Genomic DNA, 17,636 nt, shown 5'->3' with positions numbered 1-17,636 from the left:
ACTGGGGTAATGACGGTGGTTTCGCCAAAATCAGGGTTGGACATGCCTTTGCCTTTTTAGGCGGTTTCAGCGAACAGTTCGCGGCCGATCAGCATGCGGCGAATTTCACTGGTGCCCGCGCCGATCTCGTACAGCTTGGCATCGCGCCACAGGCGGCCTGTGGGGAATTCGTTGATGTAGCCGTTGCCGCCCAGAATCTGGATGCCTTCACCGGCCATCCAGGTGGCTTTTTCGGCGCTGTACAGGATGGCGGCCGCGCAGTCTTTACGCACGGAACGTACATGGCCTGCACCCAGACGGTCCAGATTCTTGCCCACGGCATAGCACAGGGCGCGGCTGGCTTGCAGGTTGGTGTACATATCGGCCACCTTGCCTTGAATCAGCTGGAATTCGCCAATGGCCTGGCCGAACTGCTTGCGGTCGTGGATGTAAGGAATCACCACGTCCATGACGGCTTGCATGATGCCCAGCGGACCACCCGCCAGCACGGCGCGTTCGTAGTCCAGGCCGGACATCAGCACTTTGACGCCACCATTGAGTTGGCCCAGCACGTTTTCTTCAGGGACTTCACAATCCTGGAACACCAGCTCGCCTGTGTGGCTGCCGCGCATACCCAGCTTGTCCAGCTTTTGGGCAACGGAGAAACCGGCAAAATCCTTTTCGATCAGGAAGGCGGTAATGCCGCGTGCACCGGCTTGTGGGTCCGTCTTGGCGTACACCACCAGGGTGTCAGCGTCCGGGCCGTTGGTAATCCACATTTTGGAGCCGTTCAGCACATAGCGATCGCCCTTCTTTTCGGCGCGCAGCTTCATGCTGACCACGTCCGAACCAGCACCAGGCTCACTCATGGCCAAGGCACCGATATGCTCACCGCTGATCAGCTTGGGCAAGTATTTTTGCTTCTGGGCTTCCGTCCCGTTACGGTTGATCTGGTTCACACAGAGGTTGGAGTGCGCACCGTAGGACAGAGCCACCGAGGCGCTGGCACGGGAGATTTCTTCCATCGCGATCATGTGAGCCAGATAGCCCAGGTTCGCACCACCGTATTCTTCGCTAACGGTCATGCCCAGCAAACCCATCTCACCGAACTTCTTCCACAAGTGCATGGGGAACTGGTCATCATGATCCAGTTGGGCCGCTAAGGGGGCAATTTCGGCCTGGGAGAAGTCGGCGACAGCGTCGCGCAGCATGTCCAGGTCGGAGCCAAGATCGAAATTCAGGCCGGGCAGGCTCATGAGACACTCCGTGGAAATAAATGGGTTGTGGAATTGTATTTATATTACGTTTACGTAAACGTCATATATATGGGTTTTCCCTTATCGGGACTCCAACTTCAACTGTTCGCTCATGGTGTGACAGATGTCGAGCTGGTCCTGAATTTCCTGCAAGGTCTGATCCAGGTCCTGCCGCTGGCGCTCCAGGCGCAGGCGATGCTCGTTCAATACCTCCTGATAGTGCTTAAGCTGGGAAGCCGTGTCCATCGGGGATTCATACATATTGATCAGCCGCAGAATCTCCGATAACTGCAGCCCCAGGCGCTTGCCACGCAGGGCCAGCTTCAGGCGGGCACGATCGCGGGGCTGATAAATGCGCTGTGTACCTTGGCGCAGCGGGCTCAAGATCCCTTGGTCTTCATAGAAGCGCAGGGTACGAGGCGTGATGCCAAACTCGTGCGCCAGATCCGATATTGTCCAGGTTGTCGTTGTCATTTTTAGTGTGATTTACGTAAACGTAAACTATCATGCCATAGAGCTAGAGAGGGAACTAGGGCCTTTTAGTATGGACAGCCCTTACGCCCTACAAGAGCCATTCATTGGAGCGAGCATGAATCCTAACGAACAAAAATTGAATTATCCCTGGGCAGATACCCTGCCCCCAGCGGGTGGCAGCCTGGAAGTCGCGCCGGGGGTGCGTTGGCTGCGTATGCCTTTGCCTTTTGCGCTGGATCACATCAATTTGTGGCTATTGCGCGACCAAATCGAGGGGCGCGAGGGCTGGACCATTGTGGATTGTGGCGTCGCCCGTCCCGAAGTGCGCGAACTGTGGGAACAGGTCTTCCAGAGCGAGCTGGAAGGCTTGCCCGTGCTGCGCGTGATCGTTACTCACATGCACCCGGATCATGTCGGTTTGGCGGACTGGTTGTGCCAGCGCTGGAATGCACCTTTGTGGATCAGCATGACGGACTACGCGACCGCCAGGCTGTGGTCGGGGACAGGTGGACGCCAGACTGGCGCGGAGGCCGGTGGCCCGAATGGTGTGGCGGCAGAAGCGCATTTTGTCCGTCACGGCCTGCAAGATGAGAAAGCCCGTGAACAGATTCGCAGCCGTGGGGATTACTACCCTTCGATGGTGCCTTCGGTGCCCGAGCGTTTTGTGCGCTTGATGGATGGTCAGCGTGTGGTGATTGCCGGTCGCCCCTGGCGTTTGATCGTGGGCTACGGCCATGCTCCCGAGCATATGTCCCTGTATTGTGAAGAACTGAAGGTGCTGATCTCCGGTGATATGCTCTTGCCGCGTATCTCCACCAATATCAGCGTGTTCGATACCGAGCCCTTTGCGAATCCCTTGCCTTTGTACCTGAACTCCCTGCTGTCCTATCAGGATCTGGCCCCGGATACTTTGGTGTTGCCTTCGCATGGCAAGCCTTTCCGTGGCATGCACGAGCGCATTCGTCAGCAGCAGGAGCATCACGCCGAGCGTCTGGAAGAAGTGTTGGAAGCCTGTGCCCAGCCCTGTACCGCCGCCGATATTCTGCCTGTGCTGTTTCATCGCAAGCTGGACTCGCATCAGATGACCTTTGCCATGGGCGAGGCCATTGCTCACCTGCACGCCTTGTATTTTGATGATCGTTTGCGTCGTGAGATGGGCGAGGATGGGGTTTACCGTTTCCAGCGCATTTAAACACTGGGGCGCCTCTTAATAAGAGGGGGCAATATAGCGACTGTTGGCAGAGGCGACTGGGCCCGCTCGCCTGTGGTAGCGTAGAGCTTTTCTTGCTACCGCCTGCCAACACTATGAGCTCTGATCTCGCCCTGGACACCGCCTTGCAACATACGGGTCTGGCCCCGTTCGATCCGCATACCGATGCGGCGCCGGTGGCCGTGCCCATCATGCGCACCAGTACGGTGCGCTTTCGCAATCTGGACGCTCTGGATCGAGCCCAGGCGGACAAGGCAGATCCTGAAAAACGCTCGGTTACCTACGGGCGCTCGGGCATGGATACTCACGCTGCACTGGAGCAGGTGTTCTGTCAGCTGGAATCTGCCACCCAGGCTTTGCTGGCACCGTCCGGCATGGCAGCGATTACCTTGGGTTTGCTGGCACTGCTGGATTCTGGCGATCACGTGCTGATTGCTGACAGCGCTTATGGTCCGGTGCGTTATCTGGAAAAGACTGTGTTGCGCCGGATGGGTATACAGGCCACGTTCTGTGCACCGACCCCCGAGGAAATGGCCCGTCATCTGCAGGACAATACCCGCATGGTGTACGTGGAGTCACCCGGCTCCTTGTTGATGCAAATGCTGGATATGCCCGCCTTGGCGGAGTTTGGCCGCAAGCACGATTTGCTGCTGGTTACTGACAACACCTGGGGCTCGGGCTATATCTACCGTCCCTTGGAATTGGGTTTTGACGTGTCTATCGTGGCTGGGACCAAGTATGTGGCAGGCCACTCCGATTTGATGTTGGGTGCAGTCATGTCCGCAGATCCAGCCATCAATAAACGCCTGCACGACAACCACTATGCGCTGGGTTTTTCCATCAGTGCCGATGACGCCTGGTTGGCATTACGCGGTGTGCGTACCCTGCCTATTCGTATGCGTGAAAGCGCCGCCAATGCGCTGGCTGTGTGCCAATTTCTGGATAGTCGCCCTGAAGTTACCCGTATCTATCATCCCGCTTGGCCACAAGATCCTGGCCATGCCTTGTGGCAACGTGACTGCACCGGCTCTAACGGCATGTTGTCGGTGCAGCTACGACTGAACAATGCGCAGGCACGCGCATTCGTAGATGCCCTGACCCTGTTTGGTATCGGCTTTTCCTGGGGTGGTTTTGAAAGCCTGGTGCAGTTGGTGGATACGGCGTTTCTAAGTGGTCATAGCTACTGGCAGGACAGCCAGGACAGTCTGGTGCGCCTGCATATCGGTTTGGAATCGACCAAAGACTTGTGCGCTGACCTGACGCAGGCTTTTGAGACGGCGGCGCAGGCTTAGGCCTTTCACTGACTGCTCCAGCCAGGGACGCACCCTGGCTTTAATAAATGGCCCAGACTTGCAATGACGTTGGAATCCCGTACCTTCTTGTAAGCCGCTGTTATCGAATTACTTACGAGTTACCGGCAGCTAATAGATCACAGATATAGAAACGCCAAGGGCCCTCAAAACCGGAACGAATCCAGTCTTGAGGGCCCTTGGCGGTATGGCTCAGCCAGATCGCTAATTAGCGATTAGTGACCATCTTCACCAGCTCTTGAGCTTTGGTGATGCTTTCGTCGTAACCATTGGCCAGTGCAGGTGAAGTCACAAACTTGCCGCCTACTGCCAGACTAGGTGTGCCCTGAATCTGGTAGGTGTTGGACAGTTCGTTGGCTTTATTGGCCTTGGTTTGCACACCAAAGGAGTTGAAGGTTTGCTCGAAGCGAGCCTTGTCTACGCCTTGTGCGGCTGCCCAGGCCGTGATGGTCTTGGCATCAAAAATGCGCTCACGTTTCTGGTGGATGGCTTCAAACACCTTGGGATGCAGGTCCAGACGGTCCATGGCTTCCAGGGTGTAGTACAGCTTTTGCAGATCAGTCATGCCGGCATTGAAGGCAACAGGCACACGGCGCAGTACGACGTTGTCTGGCAGGGTCTTGGACCAGGCTTCGACCTTGGGTTCCAGGATGGCGCAGTGTGGGCAGCTGTAGGAGAAGAACTCCAGCACTTCGGTTTTACCGACGCTGTCCGAGGGCTGAGCCGCAGGCAGGGTAACGTAGCCTTGGTCGGCTTGTTGAGCCAGCGCGCTGGTGGCGGGCAACAAGGTCGCTCCAGCCAAGAGACTGGCACCGACCAGGGATCGTACAAACAATGCGTTCAGCTTCATGAATCAATTTCCTTAATGGGGAAGATGAGGTCTATGACCTGTGCAATGGCGGAAAAGTTCACCTTGGGGCTGCCTTTGGCACAAATTGCTTAGGGCCGGACCACCGAAGTATCAATTTTTTCCTCGGCCAGACGGCTGCGTGCCCGGTTCATTTCGTCTATGCCCTTGAAGGGGCCCATGCGTACCCGGTTCACCGTGCTGCCATTGACCTGTGCACTTTGCACTGAAGCGTCAAAGCCTAGCATCAACAAGCGGGCCTTCATGGCTTCGGCGTCCGCATTGTTGCGAAATGCGCCTGCTTGCAGGTAGTAGGGGGTGGAGGTGGTGGCTGGCTTGGTCGCCGCCGGGGGCGCAGCCGGAGCTGGTGTGGCGGGTTTGCTGGTGGCCGGTGCCGGGGTGCTTGGAGCGGCAGGCGTTGTGGCCGGAGGCGTTACCGCAGGAGCGGTATTGCGGGTCTCTGGCTGGCGAGCTGGTTCCGTGCCCATGGCGGGCAAGGTGGCGATCAGATCACCCAAGGCGTCCGGTGCAGCAGGCTTGGACGGGATGCTGGGCAAATTCACGGGGGGCAAGGTCAAACCGGGAATGGTGTCGCCCGGCGGAGGAGTTTGTCCACTGGAGCTGCCATACAGGTCCCGGTTCGGGTCCAGTAAGTCTCGCCCTTCAGGCAAGGCAACGGTAGGTTTGTCCCGGCTGGCCTTGTCCACAAAGGGCATGGGCACTTTGGTGACAAACAGGGCAACGGCGACCGCCGCGCCCAGACCCAGAATCAGGCCAATCAGAATGCCGGTATACGTACCGCCGGAACTACTGGATTTTTTACGTGCTCTTGCCATATCTGCCTATGGGTTTACATACGTTCGGGTGCGGACACACCCAGCAGGTTCAGACCATTGCGAATGACTTGGGCGCAGGCCTGGGCCAGACGCAGACGGGCCAGACGCAAGGTGGTGTCGTCTACCGACACGCGCTCGGCGTTGTACCAGGAGTGGAAGTCCGCCGCGCAGTCGCGCAGCCAGAAGGCAATGTGGTGAGGAGCCAATTCGCGAGCGGATTGGGCCAGCACATTGGGATATTCGGACAGGCGTTGCAGCAGGGCGATTTCGGTGGGGGCGGTCAAAGGCGTGATGTCGGCCTGAGGAACCTGATCCAGCAGTTCTGCCGACTGGTTCAACACGGAGTTGATACGGGCATGGGCGTACTGGATGTAGTAAACCGGGTTTTCTTCGCTCTTGGACAGGGCCAGATCGATATCGAATACGAATTCGGAGTCGGCACGGCGCTGGATCAGGAAAAAGCGCACGGCGTCCTGGCCTACCCATTCGATCAGGTCACGCAAGGTGACGTAGCTGCCTGCACGCTTGGAGATTTTCACTTCCTGGCCATTGCGCATGACTTTGACCATCTTGTGCAAGATGTAGGCCGGAAATTCCTTGGGAATGCCCAGACCCAGGCCTTGCAGGCCAGCGCGTACACGGGCGATGGTGCCGTGGTGGTCGGAGCCTTGAATATTGATGGCGTGGTGGAAACCGCGTTCCCACTTGGCCACGTGGTAGGCCACGTCCGGCACGAAGTAGGTGTAGCCGCCTTCGGATTTGCGCATCACGCGGTCTTTGTCGTCGCCTGTGCCCAGTTCGGTGGTGCGCAGCCACAGCGCGCCGTCCAGCTCGTAGGTGTGACCGGCGTCGATCAGGGCCTGCACGGTTTTTTCAACCTTGCCGGAGGTGTACAGCGAGCTTTCCAGGTAGAAGTTGTCGAACTTCAGGCCGAAAGCCTGCAAGTCCAGATCCTGCTCGCGGCGCAGGTAGGCCACGGCAAAGCGGCGGATGTCTTCCAAATTGTCCAGATCACCACTGGCGGTGACGGAGGCGCCATCGGCAGCCTGAACCGTTGCACCGGCCTGGTAGTCGCGGGCGATATCCAGAATGTAGTCGCCCTTGTAGCCGTCAGCGGGGAATTGCTCGCTGTCGGGCTCGATGCCACGGGCACGGGCATGTACGCTGGTGGTCAGGTTGTCGATCTGGTTACCGGCGTCGTTGTAGTAGAACTCGCGGGTTACGTCGTACCCTTGGGAGCTGAATACGCGGCACAGCGAGTCGCCCAGCGCAGCCTGACGGGCGTGGCCCACGTGCAAGGGGCCGGTCGGGTTGGCCGACACAAACTCCACCATCAGTTTTTCCTGGGTAGGAGCAAGGTGACCGAAGTTATCGCCCTGTTCAGCAATAGTCTTCAGGACAGCCTGGTGCGTGGCGGTGGACAGACGAAAGTTGATAAAGCCCGGACCGGCAATTTCCGCGCCTGCCAGCAAAGCGGCGGCGTTCGGATCGGCCAGGAGGGTATCGACGATTTGCTGAGCCAGCTCGCGCGGGTTGCGACCGGCTGGTTTGGCCAGTTGCATGGCAATATTGCAGGCAGCATCACCGTGCGCAGCCACTTTGGGGCGCTCCAGCGTGATGTTGGGTTCAGCCTGGGGCAAGATGGCACGGACGGCAGCCTGGAGGCAGGCGATTAATTGAGATTGTTGCTCAGCAAGCATAGGAAAGGTCTGGATTGGTAGAAAGACAACTGCGGCGTGTGGAACACGCCCCAGATGGAAGGCGCGACATTGGCCCGCCGGATAGCCCCACATGATAGCGTGATTTGACGCCAAATTCTTTTCAAGAAGCCTGGCGCTCCCATCCCAGGTGGTTATGTAACCACGTATCGTAAGCGTCCATGTCTACCCAACCCACTTGATTTCCGGGACGGATGCGCCAGCTGTTATGGCGTTTGATCACGGTTTCCATGGATTGTTGGGTAGCCTGCCCCAGACGTGGATGCAGGTCCTGATACATCAGGTTTCGACCCGCTCCGTGATAGTCCACACCCCGCAAACTGCCTTTCGTCAGTCGCAGCCCAGGCAGGCGCATGTCCAGTAATACAGGGTGAAGGACGCTAAGGTCTGTGTGCGCCAGTTCCGCCAGCGTCAGGCCCGTCGCCCTGGCCTGCCAATGCATCCAGGCCAGCGCTACCTTATCCAGATCGCTGATGGTTTCTTCGTTTTCATCCGGCAGCACGCCGCCGCCAATCTGGCTGTGCGCGCCGATAAAAGGCATTTCCACCGTGTTCATGGCCTCTGTCAGGGCGCTTAAGGGGAAGTAGGCACGGTGTTCATGCATGGCGACGGCATGCGCAACCCAGCTCCAGGCGTCGGAGACGCCCAAGCGGTATTGGGAGTTGCTGCCGCCTCCCAGCCCGAACTGGGCCACGGTGTCGAACAGCCCTAAAAAGCGGGGCGTGATGCAGGCACGGATGGCGCCGCGCTGCGGATCATTCAGCACAAACCAGCCCTGCTGCACGTGATCCAGAATTCGATTGGAAAAGTCTCGTGCCAGTGCCGCTCCCCGAGAAAAACCCAGCAAGTCCACGGGTACAGCGCTAGGAGCCGGGCCTTGTTCCTGCATGCGATTCAGAAAATTGTTCCATTGCGACTCCAGAATCTGCCCCGCTCGCCAAGCAGTCAGTGCATCCCAGTTCAGGGTGACTGGATCCCCCGGCCCTTCGGTGTAATGCACCGCTCCATCCTGATACAACTGCGACAGTTTCCACACATTGCTATTGGTAATAGGAGCCTGTCGTGTGCCATCAAAGGCGAACAGGAGCAGGCCGGTGGGATCAATATGACGCAAAGGCTGTTGCTGTGCGTAACCCACGGCCTGGGTTTGTGGCCAGGGCCCCAACGGGTCCGCTTCCAGATACTGCCCGTGATCGGGTAGATAGGTACGCAAGAGATTGTCGTGCCAGCCGGTAGCCGATTCCGCGTACTGCCCCGGCAGGCGTAGGTTGAATTCCAGGGTTTCAAGCAAAGGCTCGGCCCGTCCTAAAGGGTTCAGGTCGGCAGCCCAAACCGGCTGGGTTTGCTGATCGCTAATCAGCCGCACAGCTCCCATCAAATCACTATGCAGGTAATACAGCTGCCCTTGTCCGTCTGGCTGATAAACAATCATGCCTATTGGTGTCAGCCCGGCATACAGATAGCGCCGGGAAATGAGCTGGCCGGGTGTAGCTGGTAAATCCAGCTCAGCCATTAATTGCTGGCCGTGAAAGAAGAAGGCACGCTCCTGATTGCCTTGCTGGCGCCAGATACGTTGGCCAAAGGCATCGTGCCGGTATTCGACCAGTGTGGAGCTTGCTGTTTGCACACGCTTCAAGCGACGGTTGGGGCCGTAGTCCAGATTCAGGTTTCCGACGGCTTTCGCCGTGCCGGAGGGAGAACGCTGAATGGAGGCGGCTGGCTTCGGGTGGCGTGCAGCAAGGCCACCGTTGTGGCTCCAGGCCAGCCACTGTTCGGGTTCTGTCTGGTCCTGGCGGAAAGCGATGAGCCGGCTTTGGGCGTCGTAGTGCAAGAGCCAATGACGGGTTTGCTGTAGCAGCGGGTATTCATGACGATCCTCCAGCACCCTGCCTTGGGCATCCAGACGGCGGGCTTGTGTCCAGGCAGGTTTGCCATCCGGCTGCAAAAGCATCAAATCCACCGCTTGCCCGGTGCTGTTCGCATGGCTGATCAGTTGAAGGCCATTACCCCAGGCATAGCCCACCTCTTGTGCGTGGATCACGGTCTGGCTTTGCCCGGTCTGCTTGATCCACTCCAGAGACAGCAATCGTCCGCTTTTGTCCCAGTGATAGCGTAGCTGGCCACCTTCCGGCAGGGTGTGCCGCGTCAGCTTGCGCTGCTCGTCGTACTCAAAGCGCTCGGTCCAGCGTTGGCCGGGACTATGGCGGCGTTCCAAACGGCGCTCTTGTAGTAAACCGGCCCGCAATTTGAGCCATTGCGTTTCTGTGGGATGACGAATACGCAGCGCGCCAGGCCCAAGCCAGTCCAGCTCACTGCGTTCAGTGTCCTGACCTTGCTGATGTTCAAGACTGCTCAGGCGTCCCTGTTGGTCGTATTGAATTTGGAGCGCGCCTCCTTCGGCATATTCGAGGTACGTCAGTTTGCCATTCGGGTTCCAGCGCCGTGTTTCGCTTCCATGCTGGCTGGTTGCCCAGCTTTGCAAGCGCCCTTTTTCATCCAGCTCCAAACGTAATGCTCCCCAGCCGCCCTGCCTTTTCTCCAGTCGAGAGAGCGTTCCATTTGCCCGGCGTTGCGCTGTCCAAGGTCCGGCCTGCAACCAGCGCCCTTGCGGGTCATAGTGCCATTCCGTGCTGTGGGCCGGACAGTCCCTACACAAGCGGCTTTCCAGTTTTTGTAGCCGCTGCTGGCCTTGATAGTCTCGGTAATGGAAGCGATGTCGCTCCGTACCTATGGACCATTCGCTCAGACCTGGCTCATAGCGTGCCGTCCAGTCTTGCTTGAAGGCGTGGGAGATCAACCTATTGACTCGGCCTTGGGCGTCGTACTCCCATTGTTGGACTGGCTGAGGGGCTTGCCCCGGTGCTTGCAGGCTGTTGCCACCCAAACGGTGCGACCAAGGTGCGGGGGCTGGATGATAGAGGCGTTGCATGCCGTCCGGACGGCTGACGCTGGCCAGCCAGATTTGTTGATCCTGCTGTTCCAGAAGCAAGCGAAACGGCCCGGCCGGGGTTTTAATATTGATAGCCGTAGCCGTAGCCGTAGCCGTAGCCGTAGCCGTAGCCGTAGTTGCCTCCGTCGTCGCTGCTGCTACTGCGGCCGTTCCCGCTGCCCTTACCGCCCTTGTGACATGGGTCAGGGAACTGGTTTTAGTTTGGGATAGAACCTGTCCTGATGCCTGAACTTGAGTTTGGTTTTGTCCTGGTTCTTGACTCTGCTCCGGCCCTGGTAGCGACACCGACTCCTGCGTTTGGCTTTCCCAGTCAAACACCAGCGCTTGGCCCAAATGATTACGCACAGTGTTAACCGCATACGCCTGTGGATGCGTACCTGCAAAACGTTCTATATCCAGCCACTGCTGAGTAGATATACGCACATGGATTAACCAGCCCTGCTCATCAAACCGCAGAATCAAACCATTCGGCCCTTGCCAGAACCAGCCCGAACTTTGCCGCTGTGCAGGTGGGTACAAGCGCGTTTGTCTTCCATCCGGCATGAACAAGGCATGGCCTTGCTGCCGCAATTGCAGGTCGTAATTCAAGGCCCAGCCAGTTTGCCCAAGTGTCGGTGTGGGGTTTCGCCCCTGCCCATTCCAATGACGCTGCAATTGCAGCAAAGGCCAGGCCTGGCTTAGCGGCAGGTCTGTATCGCTTTGGTATTTTTGTCCGCTGAGCAAATCCACTGGATTGAGCAAACCCATATCCGTTGCGGGCTCGGCCTGTTCTCCCAAGGCGGCCGCTGGTGCGCAGCGGGTGGAAGATGGAGGCAATGGGCATTCAAGCGAGCTTTGTGACCAGACCAGGGACGGCAAGGTGGTCAAGAGCAAGATTAACCATGGCAGAAACGCGGCAGGCATGAAGGACTCTCCAAGACGGGGAAAATCCTGCTATCTTGCAGGGGTGTGTATCCTGAAAGTCGAATCGGAAACACAAAGATCCATAAGGAGAAACCGTATGCTAGTCGTCTTTAAAAGCAAAGCCGCCGCCGATGTTCTGATGTTCTCTGAACATGCCATGCCTATTCTCCGGGCCGCGGGGCGTTCCTATCCTGATGGTTTGCCCGAGCGTGGCGTGTTCACGGCAGAGCAACTGTCCGAAGCTATTGGCAATATTGAGCGAGCGATCGGGCAGGACCGGGAAAACAAGCATTCGCCCCACGAGGACGAAGACGATGAAAAGGAACACCCGATTTCACAGGCCGTGAGTTTCAGCCAACGCGCCTATCCTTTGCTGGATATGTTGCGCCAGGCGAATAACACTGGCGTGCCGGTGATGTGGGAACCGGCTGATAGCTCCTGGTAGTTCCTGGAATGTCGGCCTGCCGACAATTTGGCAGGCCTTCTTTGCTTAAGCTCCAAAGTTGATCTATTTTTTTTCGGAGATCGTCTATGAGCGCTATGGTGCTTGTGATCTTTAGTCCTCGCCAGCACATAGAGCTGGTCACTCCTATACAAACCATTGATGCGGACAGCGGCAAGCAATCGCGTGACTGGTTTGATCGCACCTGGCAAGAGCTTGGCTGTGAACCCCTGCGGGCCAGCGGCAAAGTGCTGTTGCTGGACAAGATTATGGGCGTGGCCGATGCCCTGGGTTACACGCTGCTGTCGCAAGACGATGAGCGCGCCCAGGAATTTGCACGTCATTGCTTGCAAGCGGTGGGCTCCATGCAAGTTACTGTGGATTTGCCGGGTTTGGCGGTCACGTACTGATCTGCGGCAAGGCAAACAAAAACCGGCTCTTGGGCCGGTTTTTTTTCTTTCTGATTCTTCGGCAAGGGTTGCCGTGTGTGCTGTGACACCCTTATCCTTGCCTGCACTATCTTCAACTTCTTCCTTCCCAGCGCCATGGATCTGAACACGCTAGAAAAGTACCTTGATGCCTCACCTGTGCTGCAAGCGCATAAACAGTATTTTCTGGACCTGGCGCAACCGGCGGTTGCCATCCGTTTGGGGAAAGGCCAGGGTCAGCCTTTGCAAAGCCGCTTTGGTGGCCAACCTATGGTTCCTCCAGGCTTTACTTGGCCCGAGCATCCGGACGGTGAATATTTATTTGTCGGCCAGATCAATTTTGCGGAGCTGCCGGAAGGACCGGATCGCCCAGCGAATTTGCCCACGAGCGGGCTGCTGTCGCTGTTTTACGGTATGGATCAGGAAGACGTCATTTTCTGGCGCGACGAGGACTATCTGAAGGCTTTTTACTGGCCGGACACCACTGATTTTCACGAGCTTCAGGCCCCTCATGATTGGGGTACAGCAAGTCGGGAAGTGCTGTTCGAAAACTGCATTGATATTCCTCGCCATGAAGAGCTGCGCAAGGATTGGCCAGTGGATATGGACGAGCTGTATGACTGGTTTGAGGAGCTGGAAGAAAGCGGCGACTTGCCGCGCGACTATCTGCTGGGTCGCCCCTCTTGGGACAGCCTGGGCTATGACCCTACGCCGACGCAGGACGAGTATCCCAGTCAGTCGCCATGGCGTTCACTGCTGACCTTGCAGTCCCATGATGAGTTGAACTGGTGCTGGCAAGATGGTGCCCGCTTGATGGCCTTTATTGAAGAGGACAAGCTGCGCGCCAAGGACTTCAGCCGTCTTCAAGTGGATTGCGGCTAAACAGGGGGCAAGCGCCGTGTGGTGAGATTGGCCGTTTAGAGGCATATTGGCATAGCCATCTGTACTGTGCCGCGAGCATTGGCTTTACGCTCTGGTGCCGAACAGCCGAACAGCCGAACAGCCGAACAGCCGAACCAACCGGGCTAGTCAAACTGATCAGGTCCGGTCCGACCTGGCCGAGTCCGGCTTATCTACGGTGTGGGGCTACAATCTAATGGCCCGCCCACGAAAAACCCGCCTTGTGGGCGGGTTGCGGGCAGAGCGACGATAAGCCGGGCTGCGAAAGCGGGTCAGGCGCGGTTATGGTGAACCGGGCGGGCGCTTGGGTGGGATCACCACCCAAGTCGCGACATGAAGACGGTATTAAGCCGTGGTGGCTTCAGCTTCTTGCTGGGCGATGGTGTGGCGGTTGACCGCACTCAAGATCGCCAGGAAGGAGGAAGTCACGATGTCGGCGTGGATGCCCACACCAAAGCCCGATGGGCTGTCGCCGATACGCATTTCCACGTAAGCGGCAGCGCGGGTTTCAGCACCGGAACCGATGGCGTGCTCGTTGTAGTCCATGATCTTGATGGACAGATCCAAGGCATTCACAAAAGCAGAGATCGCACCTTCGCCCGAACCCTTCAGGGTGCGAACCTGGCCGTCGTGCTCCACATCCACTTCAATCGTGAATTGCTGGCCGCTGTCGGCGTGAGGCTGGCTGATGATGTTGTGCTTGAGCAGCTTGTAGTGCTTCTTGCAGTTCAGGTATTCGGATTCGAAAATGCCGTACACATCTGCAGGCGTCACTTCCTTGCCGGAAGAGTCGGTGACGCGCTGAATGGCGCGGCTGAATTCGATTTGCATGCGGCGTGGCAAGACCAGACCGTGCTCTTGTTCCAGCAAGTAGGACACTCCACCCTTGCCCGACTGGCTGTTGACGCGGATCACCGCATCGTAGCTGCGGCCCAGATCGGCCGGGTCGATAGGCAGGTAAGGGACTTCCCAGATTTCGTCGGCTTTTTGCTGGGCCAATCCCTTCTTGATGGCGTCCTGGTGGGAGCCGGAGAAAGCGGTAAAGACCAGATCGCCCGCGTAAGGGTGGCGTGGGTGCACGGGCAACTGGTTGCAGTACTCGGCGGTGCGACGCACTTCGTCGATGTCCGAGAAGTCCAGTTCAGGGTCCACGCCCTGGGTGTACAAGTTCAGGGCCAAGGTCACCAGGCAAACGTTGCCGGTGCGCTCACCGCTACCGAACAAGCAGCCTTCGATACGGTCCGCGCCAGCCATCACAGCCAGTTCAGCGGCAGCGACCGCAGTGCCACGGTCGTTGTGCGGGTGCACGCTCAAGGTGACGTTGCTGCGCTGTTCCAGATTGTTGTGCATCCATTCGATCTGGTCGGCGTACATATTGGGCGTGGTGGCCTCAATGGTGGCGGGCAAGTTCAGGATGACACGTTCGTCAGCGGCTGGACCCCAGGCTTTCACGACGGCGTTGCACACCTCCAGAGCAAATTCGGGCTCGGTAGTGCTGAACACTTCGGGCGAGTATTCGTAACCCCATTGGGTTTGCGGATACTTGGCCACTTCGTTCTTGACCAGGCGTGTACCGGTCAAGGCAATTTCCTTGATCTCGTCCTTGCTCAAGTTGAAAACAATCTTGCGAAAGGCGGGGGCACAAGCGTTGTACAAGTGAATGATGGCGCGTTTGGCACCGGCAGCCGCTTCAGCCGTGCGTTTGATCAGGTCTTCGCGCGACTGCGTCAGGACGATGATGGTGACGTCTTCAGGAATGCGGTTTTCGTCGATCAGCTTGCGAACGAAATCGAAGTCGGTCTGCGATGCGGATGGGAAACCGACCTCGATTTCCTTGAAACCGATTTTGACGAGTTGCTCGAAAAAGCGCAGTTTGCGAGCCACGTTCATGGGCTCGATCAGGGACTGATTGCCGTCACGCAAGTCCGTGCTCATCCAGATGGGCGCTTTGGTAATGCGCTTGGAAGGCCAGGTGCGTTCAGCGAAGTCGCGATCAAAGGCGACAAAAGGACGATACTTTTGAGAGGGGTTTTTCAGCATTGCCATGGGGATACCTGTCGGACAAAAAGTGTTGATTACTTCTTGCCGTCACCAGCGATTGCAGCATTTACGTAGGCCGGTGGCGGCACAAATGACGTAGATGTGGCTGAGTATTGGCTGCCGAACTGCCACGGGACACTAGGCCCGGCAACCGGACGCTAGTAGTAGCAGCTGGGATAGGCTGGAGGCAGGGGCCGAAGAACGGCCTTCACGCACGGAACGCGACAAGGCTGCTTCAGCGGCGGGGCTGAAACCTTGGCAGGCGTAGGAGAATTGGCGTGCGTGAGTCATGACCGTTAGTCAAACACAAAAAAAACAGGAAGGCAAGCTTTAGGCTTGTGGCTCGTGACGTTCGTAGTCGGCTTGCAGCAGGCGGCTTTGCTGCTCGGCCAGTTCGATTTTGCTAAAACGTCCGGAGCGCAACTCGCTATGGGCTCGTTGTAAATCGCCCACAGTCAACGGGCTGCGCTGGTCGGGCCAGCACCACAAAATCACTTCACGGGCCGGACGGCTGAGTGATCGGGCCAGTTGAGCCACCGTGGACTCGTCGATAATGCGTTGCTGGTTGCGTCGCATGACCCCTTGTACGAAGCCATACAAAAGATAGGCAATAATGAGGGTTATGACGCCCACTACCGTCCACCAGAAAAACGGGTTGTATTGCTTGATCAGCGCCAGGTTTTGAATGCTCAAGGCCTGCAGGCCGGAGTAATCCAGGCCACGCCCAAAGCTGATAAGACGGTTGAGCAGGTCCCACCAGATAATGGCGACCACGATAGTGACTACGGTGCAGATAATAGTGGCCGTGGCGCACAGCTTGAACAGTGTGCTGCGCAGAGCCTGACTATCGTTGGCGGTGGGTGTCTGGGCGTTGTCAGTTTTCATGGAAACGATTGTACCTATGCTTACGCGTCAGTCACTAGATTTACGCCAGCAGCAAACGCTGGTTTTGACGCCGCAATTGCAACAGTCTATTAAAGTGTTGCAGCTATCGGGGGCCGAGCTGGAGCAGGAGTTGGCTCAGGCTTTGCTGGATAACCCCTTGCTGGAACGTCTGGACGTGCAGACGGATGTCGCCGCCGAGCCATTGCCCGAAGCCGCTTCGGGCGAGGCGGAATCCTCGTGGGCGAGCCTTGAGTTTCCCAAGCATCAGGGGGATTCGGACGACCCTGACTGGACTCCCGAATCGGCCATTGCCCAGGACCTGGCGGCTTATTTAAGCGAGCAGCTGGGACTGTTGCGTTTGAGCGACCGTGACCGCGCTTTGGCCCAGTTATTGATCGATGAACTGGACGATAACGGCTACCTGCCCGTCTCGCTGGAAGAGGTGCTGGACTGCCTGCCCGACGAGCTGGACATTGATGAAAGTGACTTGCGCTGTGCGCTGGCCCAGGTGCAGTCCCTGGACCCGGCCGGTGTCGGTGCGCGGGATCTGGCCGAGTGCCTGGACTTGCAACTGATGCAACAGGCTCAGCAATTGGAACCTGCCTTGCTCGACTGCGCCCGCTATCTGGTGCGCGAGCATGTCGGCATTCTGGCCTCTCCCAGTCAGTTGCGTCAGCGCTGTGCCGGCCGCTATTCGGCCGAGCTGGTCGAGCGCGCCCATCATCTGGTCTTGAAGCTGGACCCCAAGCCGGGGCGGGCCTGGACGCAAAACGTCTCGGCTTATGTGGTACCCGATGTGCTGTTGATTCGCGGCAAGGACAATTGGCAGGCGGCCTTGAATCCTCTGGCTGTGCCGCGCCTGCAATTGGTGAATCTGCACGATTATGAAATTGAAGCGCACCCTGCCTTGCTGGCAGAGCGCCAAAAAGCGACCGGCTTGCTGCGCAGCGTTAACAGCCGTTTCGTGACGATTTTGCGGGTGGCCCAAGCGATTGTGCAGATGCAGCAGGACTTTTTCACGCAAGGTGTGTCGGCTCTCAAACCCATGCAATTGGCCGATCTGGCAGCCGAGCTGGATTTGCACGAGTCCACGATTTCTCGTGCAACGCGGCAAAAGTACATGCAAACACCGCATGGGGTGATGGAGCTTAAACAGTTCTTTACCGTGGCCTTGGCCAGTGCTGATGGCAAGGCTGATCTGTCGGCGGCTTCGGTACGGGCACAGATCGCGCAGATGATTCGTGACGAGTCGCCAGCCAAGCCTTTGTCGGACCAGCAGATTACCGACCTCTTGCAGGCTCAGGGCCTGACTTTGGCGCGCCGTACGGTGGCGAAGTACCGGGAAGCGGAAGGTTTGGCACCGGCGTCACAACGCAAGATGCGGGCGGCGGCTGGCGTTTAGGGACGACACGCCATAGCAGCTCAAAGATGCTTGGTGGGCCCATAGGCTCACCGTTT

General features: G+C 57.8%; 15 protein-coding genes. 6 read left to right on the top strand and 9 right to left on the bottom strand.

The genetic code is table 11. The annotated features are described in order from the left end of the window. Window positions 1-56 precede the first annotated feature (56 nt). Both M2Q46_RS17095 and M2Q46_RS17090 read right to left on the bottom strand, forming a co-directional pair. Entirely contained in the window at window positions 57-1,235 is a 1,179-nt protein-coding gene (locus M2Q46_RS17095; protein WP_302357689.1) for an isovaleryl-CoA dehydrogenase, read from the bottom strand. Window positions 1,236-1,316: 81 nt separating this feature from the next. Next, on the bottom strand, window positions 1,317-1,709 hold the full coding sequence (locus M2Q46_RS17090; RefSeq protein WP_009463587.1) for a MerR family DNA-binding transcriptional regulator: 393 nt from the start codon (window positions 1,707-1,709) through the stop codon (window positions 1,317-1,319). 115 nt (window positions 1,710-1,824) lie between these two features. On the opposite strand from M2Q46_RS17090, the gene M2Q46_RS17085 reads away from it, so the two are divergent. Together M2Q46_RS17085 and metC are read left to right on the top strand one after the other, a co-directional pair. Beyond that, window positions 1,825-2,901, top strand: coding sequence for an MBL fold metallo-hydrolase (locus M2Q46_RS17085; RefSeq protein ID WP_035269270.1), 1,077 nt, complete (start codon window positions 1,825-1,827; stop codon window positions 2,899-2,901). A 113-nt stretch (window positions 2,902-3,014) separates the two neighbouring features. Then, window positions 3,015-4,211 carry a cystathionine beta-lyase gene (metC, locus tag M2Q46_RS17080; protein WP_060186559.1) on the top strand — a complete coding sequence of 399 codons (1,197 nt, stop codon included), beginning with the start codon at window positions 3,015-3,017 and terminating at the stop codon, window positions 4,209-4,211. Window positions 4,212-4,437: 226 nt separating this feature from the next. Here metC and M2Q46_RS17075 read toward each other — a convergent pair whose 3' ends face one another. From M2Q46_RS17075 to M2Q46_RS17060, 4 genes are all read right to left on the bottom strand, one after another. After that, window positions 4,438-5,079 carry a thiol:disulfide interchange protein DsbA/DsbL gene (locus tag M2Q46_RS17075; RefSeq protein WP_009463582.1) on the bottom strand — a complete coding sequence of 214 codons (642 nt, stop codon included), beginning with the start codon at window positions 5,077-5,079 and terminating at the stop codon, window positions 4,438-4,440. Between the two features lie 89 nt (window positions 5,080-5,168). After that, complete coding sequence (locus M2Q46_RS17070; protein WP_021447119.1) at window positions 5,169-5,912, bottom strand: SPOR domain-containing protein; 744 nt, start codon at window positions 5,910-5,912, stop codon at window positions 5,169-5,171. Window positions 5,913-5,926: 14 nt separating this feature from the next. Beyond that, the gene (argS, locus tag M2Q46_RS17065) at window positions 5,927-7,612 is read right to left on the bottom strand and encodes an arginine--tRNA ligase (protein WP_026483856.1); all 1,686 of its coding nucleotides are present in this window, start codon (window positions 7,610-7,612) and stop codon (window positions 5,927-5,929) included. A gap of 121 nt (window positions 7,613-7,733) precedes the next feature. Next, window positions 7,734-11,483, bottom strand: coding sequence for a DUF2235 domain-containing protein (locus M2Q46_RS17060; protein ID WP_302357687.1), 3,750 nt, complete (start codon window positions 11,481-11,483; stop codon window positions 7,734-7,736). Window positions 11,484-11,580: 97 nt separating this feature from the next. On the opposite strand from M2Q46_RS17060, the gene M2Q46_RS17055 reads away from it, so the two are divergent. The 3 genes from M2Q46_RS17055 to M2Q46_RS17045 all read left to right on the top strand — a co-directional run bounded on the left by M2Q46_RS17055 (window position 11,581) and on the right by M2Q46_RS17045 (window position 13,235). Continuing rightward, window positions 11,581-11,928: a DUF1840 domain-containing protein gene (locus tag M2Q46_RS17055; RefSeq protein ID WP_009463576.1), complete on the top strand. Its 348-nt coding sequence runs from the start codon at window positions 11,581-11,583 to the stop codon at window positions 11,926-11,928. An 86-nt stretch (window positions 11,929-12,014) separates the two neighbouring features. Next, window positions 12,015-12,335, top strand: coding sequence for a hypothetical protein (locus M2Q46_RS17050; RefSeq protein WP_009463574.1), 321 nt, complete (start codon window positions 12,015-12,017; stop codon window positions 12,333-12,335). A 135-nt stretch (window positions 12,336-12,470) separates the two neighbouring features. Further along, the gene (locus M2Q46_RS17045; RefSeq protein WP_060186556.1) at window positions 12,471-13,235 is read left to right on the top strand and encodes a YwqG family protein; all 765 of its coding nucleotides are present in this window, start codon (window positions 12,471-12,473) and stop codon (window positions 13,233-13,235) included. Between the two features lie 363 nt (window positions 13,236-13,598). Here the strand turns inward: M2Q46_RS17045 and leuA are convergent, their stop codons facing one another. The 3 genes from leuA to M2Q46_RS17030 form a co-directional block, all read right to left on the bottom strand. After that, window positions 13,599-15,293 carry a 2-isopropylmalate synthase gene (gene leuA, locus M2Q46_RS17040; protein WP_035269943.1) on the bottom strand — a complete coding sequence of 565 codons (1,695 nt, stop codon included), beginning with the start codon at window positions 15,291-15,293 and terminating at the stop codon, window positions 13,599-13,601. Window positions 15,294-15,431: 138 nt separating this feature from the next. Next, on the bottom strand, window positions 15,432-15,584 hold the full coding sequence (locus M2Q46_RS17035) for a hypothetical protein (protein ID WP_155624357.1): 153 nt from the start codon (window positions 15,582-15,584) through the stop codon (window positions 15,432-15,434). A 39-nt stretch (window positions 15,585-15,623) separates the two neighbouring features. After that, window positions 15,624-16,178, bottom strand: a complete 555-nt coding sequence (locus M2Q46_RS17030; RefSeq protein ID WP_009460264.1) for a hypothetical protein — start codon at window positions 16,176-16,178, stop codon at window positions 15,624-15,626. Between the two features lie 16 nt (window positions 16,179-16,194). Between M2Q46_RS17030 and rpoN the strand changes: the two genes are divergently transcribed. Further along, a complete protein-coding gene (rpoN, locus tag M2Q46_RS17025) occupies window positions 16,195-17,580 on the top strand; it encodes an RNA polymerase factor sigma-54 (RefSeq protein WP_115634785.1) in 1,386 nt (461 codons plus the stop codon). The last annotated feature ends 56 nt before the right edge of the window (window positions 17,581-17,636 follow it).

This window comes from Alcaligenes sp. YSL9 (assembly GCF_030515105.1).
Classification (GTDB): domain Bacteria; phylum Pseudomonadota; class Gammaproteobacteria; order Burkholderiales; family Burkholderiaceae_B; genus Alcaligenes; species Alcaligenes phenolicus.
This window is presented reverse-complemented; position numbering and strand designations above follow the sequence as displayed.